At 50.5% G+C, this 18031-nt stretch carries 13 protein-coding genes; 8 read left to right on the top strand and 5 right to left on the bottom strand.

Annotation, left to right across the window (positions count from 1 at the left end):
• Nucleotides 1-17: 17 nt before the first annotated feature.
• On the bottom strand, nucleotides 18-1442 hold the full coding sequence (locus GmarT_RS02955; protein ID WP_002648212.1) for a hypothetical protein: 1425 nt from the start codon (nucleotides 1440-1442) through the stop codon (nucleotides 18-20).
• 543 nt (nucleotides 1443-1985) lie between these two features.
• Between GmarT_RS02955 and GmarT_RS02960 the strand changes: the two genes are divergently transcribed.
• From GmarT_RS02960 to GmarT_RS02975, 4 genes are all read left to right on the top strand, one after another.
• Nucleotides 1986-2633, top strand: coding sequence for an OmpH/Skp family outer membrane protein (locus GmarT_RS02960; RefSeq protein WP_230682376.1), 648 nt, complete (start codon nucleotides 1986-1988; stop codon nucleotides 2631-2633).
• 115 nt (nucleotides 2634-2748) lie between these two features.
• Nucleotides 2749-3630, top strand: a complete 882-nt coding sequence (gene lpxC / locus GmarT_RS02965; protein WP_002648209.1) for a UDP-3-O-acyl-N-acetylglucosamine deacetylase — start codon at nucleotides 2749-2751, stop codon at nucleotides 3628-3630.
• A gap of 84 nt (nucleotides 3631-3714) precedes the next feature.
• A complete protein-coding gene (gene lpxA / locus GmarT_RS02970) occupies nucleotides 3715-4581 on the top strand; it encodes an acyl-ACP--UDP-N-acetylglucosamine O-acyltransferase (protein WP_044239451.1) in 867 nt (288 codons plus the stop codon).
• Nucleotides 4578-5654, top strand: a complete 1077-nt coding sequence (locus tag GmarT_RS02975) for a Gfo/Idh/MocA family protein (RefSeq protein WP_149302423.1) — start codon at nucleotides 4578-4580, stop codon at nucleotides 5652-5654. Before lpxA ends, GmarT_RS02975 begins: the two co-directional genes overlap by 4 nt.
• Before the next feature lie 47 nt (nucleotides 5655-5701).
• Here the strand turns inward: GmarT_RS02975 and bcp are convergent, their stop codons facing one another.
• Nucleotides 5702-6187: a thioredoxin-dependent thiol peroxidase gene (gene bcp, locus GmarT_RS02980; protein ID WP_002644433.1), complete on the bottom strand. Its 486-nt coding sequence runs from the start codon at nucleotides 6185-6187 to the stop codon at nucleotides 5702-5704.
• Between the two features lie 198 nt (nucleotides 6188-6385).
• Complete coding sequence (locus GmarT_RS02985) at nucleotides 6386-7891, bottom strand: endo-1,4-beta-xylanase (RefSeq protein ID WP_002644432.1); 1506 nt, start codon at nucleotides 7889-7891, stop codon at nucleotides 6386-6388.
• A gap of 369 nt (nucleotides 7892-8260) precedes the next feature.
• Between GmarT_RS02985 and GmarT_RS02990 the strand changes: the two genes are divergently transcribed.
• Nucleotides 8261-9151 carry a phosphoribosylaminoimidazolesuccinocarboxamide synthase gene (locus tag GmarT_RS02990; protein WP_002644431.1) on the top strand — a complete coding sequence of 297 codons (891 nt, stop codon included), beginning with the start codon at nucleotides 8261-8263 and terminating at the stop codon, nucleotides 9149-9151.
• A 282-nt stretch (nucleotides 9152-9433) separates the two neighbouring features.
• The gene (locus GmarT_RS02995) at nucleotides 9434-11842 is read left to right on the top strand and encodes an alpha/beta hydrolase (RefSeq protein ID WP_002644430.1); all 2409 of its coding nucleotides are present in this window, start codon (nucleotides 9434-9436) and stop codon (nucleotides 11840-11842) included.
• A gap of 29 nt (nucleotides 11843-11871) precedes the next feature.
• Here GmarT_RS02995 and GmarT_RS03000 read toward each other — a convergent pair whose 3' ends face one another.
• A complete protein-coding gene (locus GmarT_RS03000; RefSeq protein ID WP_002644429.1) occupies nucleotides 11872-13086 on the bottom strand; it encodes an SGNH/GDSL hydrolase family protein in 1215 nt (404 codons plus the stop codon).
• A 217-nt stretch (nucleotides 13087-13303) separates the two neighbouring features.
• On the opposite strand from GmarT_RS03000, the gene GmarT_RS03005 reads away from it, so the two are divergent.
• Nucleotides 13304-14281, top strand: coding sequence for a ThuA domain-containing protein (locus GmarT_RS03005; protein WP_002644428.1), 978 nt, complete (start codon nucleotides 13304-13306; stop codon nucleotides 14279-14281).
• Between the two features lie 76 nt (nucleotides 14282-14357).
• Here the strand turns inward: GmarT_RS03005 and GmarT_RS03010 are convergent, their stop codons facing one another.
• Nucleotides 14358-15920, bottom strand: a complete 1563-nt coding sequence (locus tag GmarT_RS03010; protein WP_002644427.1) for a TrkH family potassium uptake protein — start codon at nucleotides 15918-15920, stop codon at nucleotides 14358-14360.
• Nucleotides 15921-16071: 151 nt separating this feature from the next.
• On the opposite strand from GmarT_RS03010, the gene GmarT_RS03015 reads away from it, so the two are divergent.
• A complete protein-coding gene (locus GmarT_RS03015; protein ID WP_002644426.1) occupies nucleotides 16072-18009 on the top strand; it encodes an FG-GAP repeat domain-containing protein in 1938 nt (645 codons plus the stop codon).
• Nucleotides 18010-18031: the final 22 nt, after the last annotated feature.

The raw sequence follows: 18031 nt of genomic DNA on the forward strand, positions 1-18031 counted from the left end.
AGTTGCAGTGCGGTCATTTATTGACGTGGCACGGGAGCTGCCTGCAGTCGCACAGGCATCATGGATTCGACGAGAATGTATTCCCCGCGTAAATCATTGCGGAACCAGCGTTTTCCGGTCACGCCGACAGGCCGTCCAAGGGCAGCATCCAGATTGATTTGTGGTGAGACCGGCTGCAGATAAGCCAGAAACTGGCCGTTCGGGGCAGTCAGTGCATGTGTGGGCATTCCCGGTCGCACATTGTTTAGCCGACGCACGATACCTGCACCCGAGAACTGTGGCTGTGTCGGTGGCGCTGGTTGTTGTGTCACGCTCGGCTGTGGTACAGAAGGCTGTGGTGCACTGGGCTGTGGCAGTGGTGTCAGTGGTTGAGTGGGGGCAGTCGGTTCGGAAGCTGGTTCAGGTGTCGGTGGCAGCAGGGATTCTGAACCGGGTGAGATGGTTGAATCAGGCGTTGGATACCGGCTGGTTTTGTTCTGTTCGGGGGCCATCGAGACGAGTTCTGCATCGCGTTTGCTGGTTTCTTCAGCCAGCTTCAGGAAATCCTGATACTCGGATTGCACTTTTCGATAACGATTCACGGCTTCGATCCGCAGATCAATTTTGCTGGCAATCGCAGGATGTTTGATTTCCCCTTGCAGGGTTTTGTAATCCTGTTCCAGTCCATCCAGGTCCCAGGCCGTTGGTTCTGCTTCGATCATGGCGCGGAACTGAGTGTCGATTGTTTTGATCGCATCTTTGGCGGCTGCCATCTGTTCTTCTTCCGGCACGCTGCGGCGGGCTGAGCCATCCGTGGGAGTTTTGATCATTTCCTGCTTGGGGACAGTTGGATTGTTGAGTGAATTGCCCGGACTGAACGGATCAGTCTGATTGACTGCGATGGGTTGGTCAACGGGAACTGGGGGAGTTTTACCTGGTGAGTACTGGTCGGTCGGGATGATCAGATGTCCTTCAATCCAGCGCCATTCCCCCGTGGGTGGTTTGATCTGATACATCAGCACATTCCCAAATTCGGTGGGAACGTTTTTGCTGCCGAGGATGGTTACTTCATCATTTTTGGAAAGGCGAATCTGCTCGACATCACGAGATTCACCAAAGGAGCTTCCCACGCGAACCACGACGCCGTTTTCAATGACTCGCCCCGACTGGTTTCCCGTTTTCTGCACGTGTTCCGCACGGATCCAGCTGAAACTGCCCTGGGGGGGAGAAATCATGAACCAGCCGCCCGGATCATGGCGATGCACGGTGATATGGCTGCCTTTTTTGAGTTTCAGTGTTGGATAATAACGGGTTCCATTCCCGCTACGTACCAGTGCTTCTTCCGCATTGACGACAGCGTCGTAGGGAAAAGTGCGTTTCGCCGCAAAACAATCGTCAGCAAGACTGAGAAAAAGCCCTGTGATTAATAAAGGTGTCAGAATCCAGCGGTCTAACGGACACATGGAATAAGCCTCCGTGCTGACTATAAACAGCCCATTTGAAAGGTATTTATTGAGTTGTCGAATGTGATTAATTCAACAGAAATGTTCAGGAATTTCGAATCGAAATGGATTCAACTGAGGGGAAAGGTCTCGGTAGAGAAGTTGAAAGAGAGGCGTTTAATAATCAAAAACAAATTTCAAGGCAAGGCCAAAAACGGAGCTGAGCGGAGAGGTCCGGGATTTACTGAGAAGATGAAGGTCAAAAAACAGGGTTGGAGTGAGGGGAGGAGGGGATCGATCTGAAATTGAATGCAAATGCTCACTTTTTCGTATTGACGTAAAATCCAATCTATGCAAAATTATCGTTCTCTCAGTATGGTTAGCTGGCTCATATGACATGAATCCAGCTGTATCATGAAAGTAAAATCACATTTCCAAGAGACTTTGATCGCGAAACTGTCAATCAGAGCCTGGGTACAGTTTCGTTACCAAATCAAGAGAAATTCTAATTCGTTTGATCGCCACTACGGAGAGTGGTCCATTCTGCAAAGGAGTGCTTCGGTCGTGAAAAAATTTATTGCTTCAGTTACATGTGTTGCCATCGCGGGTTGTTTTGCCTGTTTCACTGAAACAGTGTCAGCACAGGGTGCCGCACCTGCCGCAGGGGGAACCCCTGTGGTACACAAAGTGGGCCTGATTGATATGGCTCATGTGTTCAAGAACTACGAGAAATTTACAGCGCTGCGTGAAGAGCTGAAAGAAGAAATTCAGCAGAGTGATTCCAAAGCCAAAGCCATGGCGGAACAGATTCAGGCTGTTCAGAAAGAGATGCAGGACTTCAAACAGGGGAGCCCTGAGTATCTGGCACGCGAAAAACAGCTGGCCCAGGCTGCTTCCGATTTCGAAGCATTCCGCAAAGTGGCGCAGCGCGACTTTCTGCGAAAGGAATCACGGATCTATCACACCATCTACATGGAAGTGACAGACACCGTCAAGAAGTATGCCAAGATCTACAACTACACTTTGATCATGCGTTTTAACCGGGAAAGCCTGGATACGGATGATCCCAAGAAGCTGATCCAGGGCATGAATCGCCAGGTGGTATTCCACCGTGCCGACGATGACATCACACTGTCTGTTCTGGATTACCTGAACCGCAGCTATAAGCCTAAAGGGACCGCTACTGGCCCTAAAACCAGCACTCAGCGTTAAGCTGAATGCGGTGTAAGCACTCTCTTGGATGCAGTGCAGGTACTTCTGCCTGCCTGCATCCTTTTTGTGATTTTTCCAGGCACCTGCCAGTAGACCGTCAGCGAAGGAGTAGGCAATGCGAACTCGTAACCAGAGAACGCTGGCCAGATCATTACAGTGTTCCGGGGTGGGAATTTTTACGAACAGCGATGTGAAAATTCGCTTCTGTCCTGCCCCTGAAAATCATGGGATTCAGTTTGTACGAACTGATCTGGCTGGTTCAAAGCCGATCCCCGCAATTATTGAAAATGCCGTCTTTAAGCAGAGACGAACTGCCATCGAATTTAAGGGTGTCTCGGTCGAAATGATCGAGCATGTGATGGCGGCGTTAGCGGGGCTGCAGATTGATAATTGTCGCGTTGAAATCAATGCACCGGAAGCGCCCTGTTTTGATGGTTCCTCACGGGAGCTTTCAGAAGAACTGCTGGAAGCGGGCATTGTCGAGCAGCCTTTTCAACGAAAACTGATCCGGGTTGAACAGCCGGTGACAGTCGAGGATGAATCGGGAAGTTTTATTCAGGCCAAGCCATTAAACCGTTCTGTAATGGCAATTGGATATTATCTGAATTACGGAGACGATTCTCCCGTGTCTCCCCAGTGTCTGACACTGGAAATCAATCCTGAAACCTGGATGAGTCAACTCGCCTTTTCTCGAACATTTGTTCTGGAGCAGGAAGTGGAAGCCATGCAGGCGCTGGGGTTTGGTCAGAAACTGTCTGCCAGAGACCTGCTGGTACTGGGAGCAGAGGGCCCGATTGATAATGAATTACGAACCTTAGACGAATGCGTGCGTCACAAAATTCTGGACTGCCTGGGCGACTTTGCGTTAATTGGTTGTGATCTGCAGGGGTATTTCTGTGCTCATCAGTCCGGACACGCTTTAAACCGCGAGTTAATCAAACAAATAAAAGCAACACATGTATCTGCCCGGTCTGACAGTACCTGGAAGGTTGCCTGAAAATTCCCATTTCGGTTGCTTACGGGCAACTTCCAATTTACGTTCTGGTAAGTCGTTGACTGCAGACTTTTTAGGATGTCGAAAATGCCGACAAAAATTTCAAATCTATCCTATGTCGATCCCCAGGCTGAAATCGGGGAAGATGTTACTATCGGGCCTTTCTGTTATATCGGACCACATGTCACCATTGGAAATGGGACGGTACTGGACAGTCATGTTTCCATTACGGGTCATACCACAGTTGGTGAACGCAATCGATTTTTCCCGACAGCAGTAATCGGCAGCGAACCTCAGGACGCTGGATACACCGGAGCTCCTACAACTGTTGTGATTGGAGACGACAACCTGTTTCGTGAAGGTTGTACCATTCATCGTGGAGCCGAAAAAGAAGATCACTGTACCCGCATCGGAAATCGAAACACCTTTCTCTGCAACGCACATGTGGCACACAACTGCCGTATTTTTAACGATGTCACACTGGTCAATGGAGTTTTACTGGGCGGTCATGTCCACGTCCATGACCGGGCCATTGTGTCGGGTAATACAGTCGTGCATCAGTTCTGTACGATCGGGACCCTGGCTTTTATCAGTGGATCTGCCCGTACTACAACTGATGTGCCCCCTTACATGATCTGTACCGGATCCGATGATTTTCGCGTGAGAACCGTGAACCTGGTCGGCATGCTACGTGCAGGGATTTCAGAGAGTTCGGTTGCCGTCATTCGTCGGGCACACCGACTGTTTTATCGTAAGAATAAAAAACTGGAAGAAGTCCGCGAGATTTTCAGTCAGGAACTGGAAGGAGTGATTCCGATGGCTTTACAAACCCTGTTTGATCACTTTCAGGGAATTCAAGGCAGTAAAGCAGGGCGGGGTCGTGAAGCAGCCGCTCGAAGTGCAAAATTCAACTCGGAAACAAATAATCAGGAAACAACACGGAGAGCAGCATGAGTTCATTGAATGTAGCCGTTGTCGGAGTCGGTGCGCTGGGACGTCATCACGCACGAATTCTGGCAGGCCTGGAAGGCGTCAATCTGTGTGCGGTCGCTGATACCAATCCGGTGCAGGGACAGGCCATTGCAGAGCAGCATGGCAGTCGCTGGGTTGCTGATTACCGGGAACTCTATGAGGGGGTGGATGCCGTTTCTCTGGCAGTCCCCACACACGCGCATCTGGCGATTGCCAGTGAATTCCTGTCACGACAGATTCCGGTTCTGGTTGAAAAGCCGATTGCCTGTAATCTGAAAGAAGCAGAAGAACTGGTGCGAATTGCCGAAGCTCACAGAACATTACTGCAGGTCGGTCATGTGGAACGCTTTAATCCCGCGACACAGGCTGCCTTTGATCGCTGTCCGAATCCGCGATTCATTCGCAGTGAACGGGTCAGCCCATATACCTTCCGCTCAACAGACATAGGCGTGATTCACGATCTGCTGATTCACGATATCGACCTGGTACTCTCCGTTGTGAAATCGGCTGTTAAAAGTGTGGAAGCGTTTGGGGTCTCTGTCATGGGCGAACATGAAGACGCCGTGCAGGCACGTTTGCGATTTCAGAATGGCTGTATTGCGGATCTGACTGCAAGCCGGATCTCGCCTTCAGCGAAGCGGGCGATGCAACTCTGGGGCGCTGCCGGGTGTGTCAGCGTTGATTTTACCAGTCGTGAAGTCACCGCCTATCGTCCTTCCGAAACGTTATTATATGGAACACCTCCCCTCGAGCGGGCCCGGAAAGCAGGTGCCAACCTGGAAGCATTAAAGCAGGATGTATTCGGAACGTTTCTGAAAGTGGAGACCCCCGAAGTTTCAGCAGCCGATGCTTTGACGGCGGAACTGGCCAGTTTTGTCGAAGCGATTCAGACCGGCTCGGCACCGCTGGTGGGTGGCATTCAGGCTCTGCAGGCAATGCAGGTTGCAGAGCAGGTGCTGGCAGCAGTGAATGAGCACGAATGGGATGGAAGTCAGCAGGGCGCTGTCGGGCCGTTCATCCAGTTCCCAACAGAAGAACGCCGACTGGCCGGTTAAGCAGCCAGTCAGCGTGTTGTGTCTCACCTGAAATATCAGAGTCGGTTTTATTTCAGGTCTTTGAGGGCGGCGGTGACTTCTTCGGCGTGTCCGTTGACTTTCACCTTAGGCCAGGCTGCTGCGATCTTGCCTTCCTTGTCGATCAGGAATGTAGATCGCTGAATGCCCATGTACTTCTTGCCATAATTCATCTTTTCCACCCACACTCCGTACTTCTCTGCAATCTCATGGTTTTCATCGGAGAGCAGGGTGAAGGGGAGTTCGAACTTGGTGGCAAACTTTTCGTGAGAAGCGACCGAGTCAGGGCTGATACCTAAAATGACGGTATCGTTGCGTTTGAATTTGGCGACGCGATCCCGAAAATCACAGGATTCGGTTGTGCAGCCCGGTGTGTTGTCTTTGGGATAAAAGTAGAGGAGAACATTTTTTTCTCCTTTGAACTGACTCAGACGCACTTTCCCTTCCGGGTATGCGGGGAGATTAAAAGCAGGAGCACGCTTACCAGCTTCTGGTACTTTGCCTTCAGTAGCCATTGAAAAATCCTTGAGATTGGGGCCTTGAGATTGAGGGGAGTAGACGGCGTTGTAACCTGTCGAATTCAAGCGTGAACATGAAAGCCTGCTCTCAGCACAGTCAGGGGGCAGTCAGTTTCTCACGCATTATTATTCTAGCAGGCTGCCACCTGCTTTTCGACTGAGTCTGACTCAGGAATCTGAAGCTGTGATTTCTGCTTACGAACGCCAGTACTGTTTGTGGTATTTCGTAATCGTATCCAAAGCAGGTTTGGGCTGTCCCTGGGGATTAATCAGGCCGGAATGCGGAAAGCGTCTCGCATCCTGATCTCGAAAACGTGACCAGTACACACCGGTGACAGAGGGTTTGGCCAGCAGCAGTGGGAGGTAGAGATCGACCCATTCGGCCTGGGCTGCTTCGCTCCAGTCGGTCTTCCACTGGTGGGTCTGGACCTTGGACATGGAGGGGTTTTTCTCGTCCACGGCAACATCATCACTGGGGAATGCGAGTGTGATGTGTAACGGCAGGTTTAACACGCTCCACTTATCGATCAACTTGGAGATATCCAGCAGGTCATGATGATGGGAACCGTTGGGGTAGTAGCCGATCCGCAGTTCCAGATCAATGCCGGAAAGTCCTACTCCCAGGCGGTCTATCGCGTCTACAAACTGCATCGGCGATAACTGGTGTTGCCCCTTCGATAGATAATCTCCCCAGGGTTGTTCAACGCGAATGTAGCATTGGATGGAGTCATCGGTCTGTTTGGCGATTTCAATGGCACGGGCAGTCAGTGTCAGACGAGTCTCTTCATTCAGCCCAAATACGCCGCCCGTATTCATTGCGGATACCAGCGTCCAGGTACGAATGCTGCCGGTGTAGCGGGTGATCGCGGTTTCGATGAAATGTGAGATGATGCTCTGGAAGTTGACCATGTCCAGTTTCCAGGATTCCAGCCAGTCAGGCAAGCCGTGCGGTGCAAAGTCCAGCAGGCAGCCTCCCCGGATCAGCAGATGTTTTTTTTCACACCACTCTACCTGCTGATCGCACAGATCCCAGTTCTGGTCTCCCTCGTATTTTTCGATCAGTTTCCAGTTGACCAGATCAATATTAGCGGCATCAAAAGCCTGGCAGATCTGCTTGCCTTCACTGGCATTGGGGATGAACTCTCCCAGGTTGCAGCCCAGCGAGACCGGGAGCTTCATGGTCTGCGAGCGCTGGTGCAGAATTGTCAGCCGCTGACGGGCATAAATCTGAACCAGCATTTCAGCCGCTGCATGTGCTTTCTGCAATGCAACTCCTGCCAGTTCCGAGCATTCCTCAAGCTTATCCTGAATCACTGCTGCCTGTGCAAAAGCAGCGAAGGCTTCGTCGTGTAACCTGATTAACTCTGCCGGTATATTGAGGCCGGCAATCTGCCAGACACTGAGCTGGTCTTTGAGCGTCGAGATTTTTCCCCGCGCCAGTTCAAGCATCAGGACATAAGGTTCTTCGCGTTCAGGAAGCGATGCGGTTCTGACGACAGGACGACCAAAGTCCGTAATATTCCAGACAATGTTGAGTTTACAACTTTGGGAAGTCTGCCTCCGGAAAGTAAGGATATTCCCGTCTACTTCAACTCGCGTAGGAAACACACGACCATCGACAGCATTCAGATAAGCGCGATGAAGATCAGACCAGTCATCAGGTACTTGAGAAGGTGCAATTAAAAAACGCAGGTTGCCCATGTAACGGGTCGCAATCGTTATCTGAATTTAGAAAGAAGGAGTTAAGACTGTCATCGGGTTTATTGTAACGTCTCCTGAGCGATTTTGGGATTGAAACGCACAGGATGAATGATGTTATGGGTTTAAGGGACGGACGCGCAAGAGATCGGGCCTTAAACTCTATTATTGCGTTTGAGGGACGTGAGGCAAGTGTAGAGTCGTATGTATGTACATGATGAGGGAGATGCTGAATCTGGTGTGACACTGACAATCTCTCATTTTGTAAGGGATTTACGGGTTATAATCTGCCTTGAATTGTTTAGCAGCTTCGATCCCGCTACACTTCCAATGTTCAAATTCATTAGATTTTAATCAGGGTGGTCACTGAATATGGCGTCAGCAGCTTTTACTGAAAGCACGCTTTCCGGCATTCCCGTAAAACGGGGAAAAGTCCGTGATGTATATGATTTTGGGGATCGATTGCTGTTCGTGGCGACAGACCGCATCAGTGCATTTGACTGGATTCTGACTCCCGGAATTCCAGATAAAGGTCGAGTCCTGACGCAGATCAGCCGCTTCTGGTTTGAACGGTTTACGGGAATCTCCAATCATCTGCTGAGTATGAATCCCTCCGACTTGCCTCTCCCCGCTGATGCCGATCTGGAAGCGTTGCGCGGACGCTGTATGGTGGTTAGAAAAACGGAAGTCGTTCCCTTTGAATGCGTCGTCCGCGGTTATCTTTCCGGTTCCGGCTGGAAAGATTATCTGGCAAATGGCGCCGTCTGTGGTATCGAACTGCCGGCAGGAATGCAGCAGAGTGATCAGTTGCCCGAGCCTCTCTTTACACCAGCCACAAAAGCTGAGACCGGCCATGATGAGAATGTCTCTTTTCAGACCATGCGGGATGCGATTGGCGGTGAACTGGCAGACCGCCTGCGCGAGTTGAGTATTCAGATTTATCAACAGGGTTCAGAATATGCGCGCCAGAAAGGGATCATTCTGGCGGATACCAAGTTCGAATTTGGGCTGCTGAATGGAGAACCGATTCTGATCGATGAAGTCCTGACCCCCGACAGTTCCCGCTTCTGGCCTGCAGACCTGTATCAACCGGGGGGCGCTCAACCTTCGCTGGACAAACAGTTTGTACGCGACTGGCTGGAAACCACGACCTGGGACAAAAACAGCACCCCTCCCGTACTGCCCGATGAAATCGTGATGAAAACCCGCGAAAAGTACTTCGAAGCATTTCAAATGCTGACCGGCCAGGCATGCACCTGGTAATAAGGATCTGAATACGACTGGTATTCAGGAAAATCTGGCGATGGGGTTTGTAGCAGATTATACTGGATGCTGTTGATATTTATGTCGGGCTGAAACGGAATATCGTTTCAGTCGGAACAGATTGCCTTAATTATCTGTTTATGCCGGTATTTTGGCATTGGATCGCTAAAATCAGGGATTTATCCCGAACGATTGCCAGTGAACGGATTCAGGAAGCGTAGGTAATCAGCAGGGGTATTTAATTTCTCAAATTCCGACAGGCAGTCTGTCGATGAAATCAATATGACTGTACGACTATTTCCTGAATTCGATTCTGTTTCCCGACACAGTACTGGTCGATTGTTTCAATGCCGAATTGTGTTTGCGCTGATACTCTGTTTCCTCGGTCTGGATTTTTTCCCGTTCCCTGCTGCTCAAGCGGGAGAAGTGGAGCTGGAGCATGGCACAATTATCAGAGGCTCGCTCGTTCCCATTTTAGGCCTGACTGATGCGCTGGCTTCTAAACTTGAGGGCGACGTCCCCATTCAGGAATCGGCACGCACATTCGATGGAGCGCCGATCTATCTGGTCGATGACGGGATGGTGCGATACTTTGTACCCCGCAGACAAGTGGTACGAAAGAATCAGGATCAGGAGTTGTCTCGACTGGAAACCTTCAAGCTGCCACAGAAGGTGACAGGCCGGAACCAGATGCTGAAAACAGTCGGTTCTTATATTGATGTGACCGACTTCGATAAATTTGGTCGACGGACCGTGACCCTGAATACAAGTAAAGGCAATCTGGCTTTACTGCAGGGAGTTACCGAGATCACTCCGCATCACCTCAAGCTGACAGGGCTCAAGCAGCAATGGGATCTGGGGCTGCGTACGACTTCGATCAAGGAAGACGTTCTGGATGCCATGTTGAACGAGGCCATCGATCATCTGAACCCGAATGAGCGCATCGCCGTGGCCCGGTTTTATATTCAGGCCGGCCTCTATCTGCCCGCCGGTGAAGCATTCGATGCGATCGAACGTGATTTTCCCGAGTACAAAGAAAAAATTGCGACGTATGTTTCTGAGCTGCGCACACTGCACAGTCAACAGTTGCTGAATGAACTGAACCAGCGTCGCAGGGCAGGTCAGCATCGCCTGGCGCAAAACGCCATCATGAAATTCCCAACCAATAATGTGGCGCAATCCATTCTCCGTCAGATCCGAGAAGTGCAGGATGATTACAACAAACAGCAGGAACAGATCGACAAAGCCCGCATTCGACTGGGTGAGCTCGAAGCAGAGATTAAAGATCCCGCAACGCGAAATCTGCTGCAGGCTTATCGTCGTGAGGTGATGACGCAACTCAATTTCGAAACAATCAACCGTCTGGGGGCATTCCTCAATCTCGAAAATGACGATTCACTGACCGCACAGGAAAAACTGGCTTTGGCTTATTCAGGCTGGATTGTCGGTGCAGCAAATGTAGTGACCGATTTGAATACCGCCTTAAACCTGTGGACGGCACGGGCACAGGTGCTGGAATACCTGAGGACCGAGAATGAACAGTTGAGCGATCAGATGCTCGAAACGCTGAGTAAGCTGGAAGGTGTCTCTGCAGCGGTGGTCAAACAGATGATTCCACTCCTGCCACCCATTCTGGATGCGCCGGTGCGGGATATTACAAATTCTTTCCCTGTCCACGTCACAGATCCGAAAGCTGAGGTGCCCGTATCCTATTCCGTTTTGTTACCCATTGAATATGATCCGCATCATACATACCCGATGATAGTCGCATTGCGGCCTTCTACTCTGGATGCAAACTCTGTATTGGACTGGTGGGGAAAGTATAAGAATGGTCCCGGTCAGTCACAACGCCGCGGTTACATCGTCATTGCCCCGGAATATCTGTCGAAAGATCAGGTAAATTATGAGGACAATGTCACCGCACACTATGCAGTGATTGAATCGATTCGTGATGCACGCAAGCGATTCAATGTGGATTCCGATCGTGTGTTTCTCTCGGGACACGGAACCGGCGCCGATGCCGCCTTTGATATCGGAATGTCACATCCGGACCTGTTTGCGGGTGTGATGCCGATCGCCGGCAAAACGAGTGCCTTCAACCTGCACTACTGGCAAAATGCCAAAGATTTGCCTTTCTATATTGTGGGAGGCGAACTGGACCGGGATACGCTGGAGCATAACTCGCTGGTAATCAATCGCATGATGCGTTATGGCTATGACATCATTTATGCCGAGTACAAAGGCCGCGGCTATGAAAGTTACTACGAAGAAATTCATAATCTGTTTAACTGGATGGAACTGCACCAGCGGCTGAAATACCCTAAGGATATCGAAGAAAAAATCCTGCGTCCCATTGATAACCGGTTTTACTGGGTTCGCACTGAAGACCTGCCCGCGAAAAGTATGCAGCCTGTTACCTTTAACAGCAATCAGCGTATCCGTGCCCGTCCGGTGGAACTGAAGGTCAATATTAAGATTGGCAATGTGATTTATGTCAGGTCCGGCGGGAAGATCAATACGCTCTGGCTCAATCCGGAACTGGTCGATTTTGATAAACGCCTGGAAGTGCGGATCGACGGGCAGCGGAAGTTCAATGACTTCCTGCGACCCGATATGAAAGCCATGCTGGATGATTTCAAAAATCGAGGGGACCGCCAGAAACTGTTTGACGCCCGACTCGATTTCTTTTAAACAGCCCTTTTGATGACAGGTGCATCGCGTTAATTGCCGACGAATGACATGATCCGCGCCGCGTGCCCCTTGCTGGAAGTTTTTTCACTGACGCGAATCTTTGCCTGGTGTTTACCCGGCTTCAGCTCACTGTTAAAAACAACAGAACGCGGATAATGCAGGCCTTTGCTGTAATGATGATACAGGTCATAAGGTTGAAACGGCCCGCCATCAATGCTGACTTCGAGGATACCGGCGTCAGGGCCTGCGACGATATAAACACCCAGCGCCGTCCCTTCAAAATCAAGTTCCAGTTCCGCGCCCGCTGCGTCTGCGGTCAGCATGGGGATGCTGGTGAAGCGACTGCGCTTACTGCCGGGGATGTTATCCCATTTTGGTACAGCGATCGTCCAGCCTGAATCGAGCTTCGCATGTTTGACATCGATTAAGTGTCCCCTGGTAAAACTGTGAGGATCCAGTGATTTCGCGGGAACAGGGTGTTTCACCGGTTCTCCTGATTCCTGCCAGGCGTTTGTCAGCAGTTTTTCAATCATCGCTGCGCAGATGGCATTTCCAAAGGGAGCTGGATGGGTGCCGCCGAACTGTTCCCAGGTCAGCTGTTTCGCCTCTATCAGTCGCGCGACTTCACTGGCCAGATCGATGGTGGAAACCTGGTAGTGGCGGGCAACCTGTTCGTGGCTGGAACTGGAGAGAGGTTTCTTCTGATTTTGAATGGTCTCCAGCATGGAGGGATTCACAAAGTGCACCATCACGATATCCGCATTTGGGTTATGGCGGCGGATCTGGGCAATGACGCCTTCCATGCCACGAATGGCAGCCGTCTCAGTGTGGCCGGCATCCTGGTCATCGTTGACGGCGAATTCCACGAAGAACAGATCTACGGGCCCCTGGCTCAATACATCACGACTGGTGCGAAAGGCCCCCGTATTGGAACACGTAGAAGAGATGCCGGCATTCGTAAACTGAAATCTGGTTTCCGGAAAAGTCTTTTCGAGAAACTCCATGACCATCGGGCGATAACCATTCATTTCCGTAATGGAGCCGCCCAGAAAAGCAACATGTCCGGCTTTGGTCGATTCGAATTGATGCTTACTGTTCAGATAGCTGCCGCGCTGATGGATATGCTTGTCTGATACCGCAGGAAGATTCTGCGGAGCCGCAGCAGTTAAGCTTGCATTGAAAACAAAGATCGTCAGCAGAACAATAAGAGCGGTTAGTCGAGCGCTGTGTGCAAAGGTTTTCATATAAATTGAGACTCAAAAAAGGATGTAGTTCCTGTTGTGAACGGGAAAAAGAACGACCAGTACAATATTCCAGCATGCAGAATCTGAGGGCCAAGGTCAAGAGTTCTCCTGTTCAACAATTGATTTCGGGTAACCGGGTTCGCTACGATGGAAGCTGAAACGAAGCTGGTTGTTCTGCTTCGCACACCGCAAGCCCTCAGCGTTGGCAGGAGTATTCATGAAATCGTGGTCTTTTCTCTGGATTGGTTTTTTCTCGCTATTACCGGGATCGTTAATTACTGTGGAAACGCAGGCTGCTGAAAAACCACATATTGTGTTTGTAACCGGGGACGATGAATATCGGTCTGAAGAATCCATGCCCATGCTGGCTCAAATCCTGAAACGCGATTACGGATTTGATGTGACGGTCTGCTATTCCCTGGATGAGGACGGTAATATCGCGCCGGGAAATCAGAAGTCGATCAGCGGTCTGGAAGCTCTTGATGATGCTGATCTGATGGTCCTGTTTACCCGCTTTCGAGATCTGCCTCCCGATCAGTTCCAGCATTTTCTGAAGTACGTCCAATCGGGAAAACCGGTTGTCGGCTTTCGTACCGCTACCCATGCTTTCCTCTTCCGGGATCCCAAAAGTCCTTATAAAGAATGGAATGATAAAAAAATCGCAGAACTGGTCGGACAGAAATGGATCACGCATCACGGCCACTTTGGCGACGGGCATGAGTACCTCACTCAAGTGACGATTAACACCGAAGCCAAAGATCACCCGATTTTGCGAGGTGTGGAACCCTACAAAGCTTATTCCTGGTTGTACCATGTGGATGGAGGAAGCGAAGGCCATCAGCTGGCCGGCGATAGTCAGCCTTTACTCACGGGGCACTCACTCAAGTCTGGTCACGAGATGAAAGGGAATCTGGAAAAATACCCGCTGGATAATCCGGTCGCCTGGACTAAAACTTATACTGGCGAAGGGGGAACCAAAGGACGCGTCTTCTTCACAACGACTGCACACCCGTTTGATTTTAAAGATCCTAACGTCAGGAAGCTGGCACTGAATGGAATCTTATGGTCACTGGGAATGGAAGATAAAATTCCCACTGACGGTGCAAAAGCAGACCTGGCTGGAGAGTACGATCCTAACAATTCCGGTACAGGGCCAGAGAAATACAAAACCGGGCAGAAGCCGAAAAAACTGTAATCGTCAACAGGGCGAACCGTATAGAAAGAGCATGGTCTTAAATGAGGTTGTGCTCTTTTATTTCAGTAGCTTTTCGTCAGTAGTTTTTCCAGAAACTGGGGACAAATAACACGAGGATGGCAAACAGTTCCAGTCGACCCAGCAGCATTAATACGGTCAATAATACTTTGCCGGAGAGGGTGAAGTCGGCGTAGTTCTCGGTGGGCCCCAGTTCTCCGACACCTGGACCAATGTTATTGAGGGTGGCAACGACAGCGCTGGTACAGTCGATCAGTTTTTCGGGTTTGTTCAAACGCCACTCGGTGTTTGGTTCCATTGCCGTCAGTAACAGACTGCTGAAAATGAAAATAATCAAAACCAGGCTGAAGTAGACGGTGACATCATTGCGGATTCCCTGTTCGATATTCGCAGAGCCAATCCGGACGGGACGGACCACATTCGGACGAAACGATTTTTCAATTTCCAGCCAGATGATTTTGGCAAACAGAACGAATCGAATGACTTTGATACCCCCCGCAGTGGAACCGGCACATCCGCCGACAAACATCAGTAACAGCAACAGCATTTTGGACGATTCATTCCAGGTATCAAAATCACCTGTCCCATATCCGGTGGTCGTCATGATGGAGACTGCCTGAAAACCGGCGTAGCGCAAAGCCTCTGGAAGGTTGTCGTAGATCTGATTGCTCAACAGGTTGTAAGTCAGAAAAATCGTAGCCGAAGCCAGGATGATCAGATACGTACGGTATTCGATATCATTCCGCAGAGGGGCAAAGAAATGTTTCCAGGAATGATCTTTTGATGAGCGCAGGTTTTTCAGGGAGAGGAAGTAGAGTGAAAAGTTCGTACCTGCAATTACCATGAACACAGCAATTGTAAATTCAATCAGCCAGCTGTTGAAATAGCCGACACTGGCATTGTGCGTACTGAATCCCCCGGTTGCCATCGAACCGAAGCTGTGACAGAACGCATCAAATACACTCATGCCCTCCAGCCACAAGATCAGCGACAGTATCAGGGTGAATGCAACATAGATGACCCACATCACAATCGCCGATTCCCGCACGCGCGGCCTGACTGCTTCACTGGTGGGGCCAGGAACTTCCCGCTTCATGAGTACCTTACCACCCGCACCAAGGTGTCTCAGAATGGCGACGAATAACACAATGATTCCCATACCGCCCAGGCAGTGAGTGAAACTGCGCCAGAACAGGACCGAACGCGGTACCAGCGCCGGGTCTTCCAGTTCACGGAGCACGGAAGCTCCAGTGGTTGTAAATCCCGAGATGGATTCAAAGAGCGCGTCGGGAATAGTCATGGGAACATTCGGCGCCACCATTGATCCTGAAAACAGAAAAGGGAGGCAGCCCAGAATTCCTGAATAGATCCAGCTCAAGCCAACGATGGCCAGGGCTTCTTTCCGCAATATGGTGCCATGCTCTTTTCGGCCGATCAAATAAAGCAGGGAACCGGAACCCAGGCTGCAGGCGATCGCGCCGCAGATTCCCCAGAACCCTGCTGCTTCGAATTCCGTTGCTTCACCAAAAACAGGAAATGCCCAGGGGAGGCTGAAGACCATGGAGGCTCCCACCAGCATGCCCACAAGCCCCAGCAGGCGAGATAACAATAACCAGTTCATTATATTTCAACTTATTGATTTTGTTCAGAAATGAACGACTGGATTCTTCCAGTAGATTCGAGTTAAATAGAGGTACACCAAAAGTCGTGGGATTATAGCACGTCAGTTCTAATTGAACGATACTACTCATTCCGAATTAGGAAATTCCATTATGGTCGCTCAGTCTCGTATCCGTTTCTTTTTCGCTTTGTTTTCTGTATTTTTGTTTTTTTCTGCAGCAAAAGCAGAAGAGTTGGAACAGTTAACCTATCACAATCCAGGACTCGAAGTGGACCTGGGAGTTGGTTTATGGGCCTGGCCGCTCCCGATGGATTTTGATGGCGATGGCGATATGGACCTGCTGGTTTCCTGTCCGGACAAGCCCTCTAATGGTACTTACTTCTTCGAAAACCGTTCAGACGGTCAAGATAAAATGCCGGTCTTTGAACCGGGAGTTCGTCTGGGGAAAGGTTATCATAATACCTGTCTTTCCTACGTAAATGGCATCCCCCGTGTACTGGTCTCAGGGCAGGAAGTGGTCGATTTCAAAAAGCACGGATTTGACAAGCTGAGCAAATTACCCGTTGACCGGAATGTGCATGGAAAAAAGGTGCGTGCGAATCAATGGTACTATGTTGACTACGATGGCGATGGCGATCAGGATCTGGTTGTCGCTGTCGGCGACTGGGGCGATTATGGCTGGGATGATGCCTACAATTCCGAAGGGCAATGGACGAATGGCCCGCTGCATGGATTTGTGTATGTCTTGAACAACGCAGGGACGGATCAAAAACCCGAATATGAGAAGCCAGCGAAAATCAAAGTAGGCGATCAACCTCTGGAAGTGTTTGGCTGGCCTTCTCCCAACTTTGCAGACTTCGATCACGATGGCGATCTGGATCTGATCTGTGGTGAGTTTCTGGATCAACTGACGTATTTTGAAAATACCGGCTCTCGCACGCAGCCTCACTATGTTGCCGGGCGTCGATTGCACAATAACGGTCAGCCATTACAGATGGATCTGCAGATGATTGTTCCCACAGCGATTGACTGGGATCAGGACGGTGATCTCGACCTGGTGATTGGTGATGAAGACGGTCGGGTAGCCTTTATGGAGAATACGGGCGAACTTCTCGGGGGCCTGCCACAGTTTCTGCCTCCCCGGTATTTCCGCCAGAAAGCAGCCGGAGTCAAGTTTGGAGCGCTCGCCACTCCCTATGCATACGACTGGGACGGCGATGGAGATGAAGATCTGATTGTTGGAAATACAGCCGGTTATATTGGGCTGATTGAAAATCTGGATGGGGATCCGCATTCACCCAAACTGGCGGCCCCCGTTTATCTGCAGGCGGGAGGACGACCGATTCGGATTCAGGCGGGCCCCAATGGTTCGATTCAGGGACCTTGTGAAGCGAAGTGGGGATATACCACCCAGACCGTTGCTGACTGGAATCAGGATGGTTTACCCGATTTGCTCGTGAATTCGATCTGGGGTGAAATACTCTGGTACCAGAATGTCGGCACAAAAACCAAACCGGAACTGGCACCAGCACAGACAATCCAGGTGGAATGGAATGGTGAAGTACCAAAACCGGAGTGGAACTGGTGGAACCCTCGGGGCAATCAGCTGGTAACGCAGTGGCGTACAACGCCTGTTGCCGTCGATTATAATCAGGATGGTCTCATGGATCTGGTGATGCTGGATCACGAAGGTTATCTGTCATTTTTCGAACGGGTTAGATCAGGTCAGGATTTGAAGTTACTGCCGGGAAAGCGGAACTTCGTGGATGAATCACTCAAGCCGATTCAACTCAATCCCAAACGTGCAGGCGGGAGTGGACGCTATAAACTGCATGTGGTCGACTGGGATGGTGATGGGCGTCTCGACTTACTGGTCAACAGTATGAACGCCGACTTATACCGCAACGAGAAAACGGTCGATGGAAAAACGGTACTCAAAAACAAAGGGCCACTCAGTTCACGAAAACTGGCCGGGCATACCAGCAGTCCCTGTACGGTCGACTGGGATCAGGACGGTGTGCGTGACCTGATTGTCGGGGCCGAAGATGGTTATCTGTACTGGATGCAGAATCCGCGCTCAAAGAAGTAATCCTGTTTTCAAACCGTGATCG

The organism is Gimesia maris, from assembly GCF_008298035.1.
GTDB classification, from domain to species: domain Bacteria; phylum Planctomycetota; class Planctomycetia; order Planctomycetales; family Planctomycetaceae; genus Gimesia; species Gimesia maris.

Coding starts and splice junctions, on each gene's coding strand:
- GmarT_RS02995 (WP_002644430.1), top strand. CDS start 9,434: ATGACTGTACGACTATTTCCTGAATTCGATTCTGTTTCCCGACACAGT.
- GmarT_RS02955 (WP_002648212.1), bottom strand. CDS start 1,442: ATGTGTCCGTTAGACCGCTGGATTCTGACACCTTTATTAATCACAGGG.
- GmarT_RS03005 (WP_002644428.1), top strand. CDS start 13,304: ATGAAATCGTGGTCTTTTCTCTGGATTGGTTTTTTCTCGCTATTACCG.
- lpxA (WP_044239451.1), top strand. CDS start 3,715: ATGCCGACAAAAATTTCAAATCTATCCTATGTCGATCCCCAGGCTGAA.
- GmarT_RS02975 (WP_149302423.1), top strand. CDS start 4,578: ATGAGTTCATTGAATGTAGCCGTTGTCGGAGTCGGTGCGCTGGGACGT.
- GmarT_RS02990 (WP_002644431.1), top strand. CDS start 8,261: ATGGCGTCAGCAGCTTTTACTGAAAGCACGCTTTCCGGCATTCCCGTA.
- GmarT_RS03015 (WP_002644426.1), top strand. CDS start 16,072: ATGGTCGCTCAGTCTCGTATCCGTTTCTTTTTCGCTTTGTTTTCTGTA.
- bcp (WP_002644433.1), bottom strand. CDS start 6,187: ATGGCTACTGAAGGCAAAGTACCAGAAGCTGGTAAGCGTGCTCCTGCT.
- GmarT_RS03000 (WP_002644429.1), bottom strand. CDS start 13,086: ATGAAAACCTTTGCACACAGCGCTCGACTAACCGCTCTTATTGTTCTG.
- GmarT_RS02985 (WP_002644432.1), bottom strand. CDS start 7,891: ATGGGCAACCTGCGTTTTTTAATTGCACCTTCTCAAGTACCTGATGAC.
- GmarT_RS03010 (WP_002644427.1), bottom strand. CDS start 15,920: ATGAACTGGTTATTGTTATCTCGCCTGCTGGGGCTTGTGGGCATGCTG.
- lpxC (WP_002648209.1), top strand. CDS start 2,749: ATGCGAACTCGTAACCAGAGAACGCTGGCCAGATCATTACAGTGTTCC.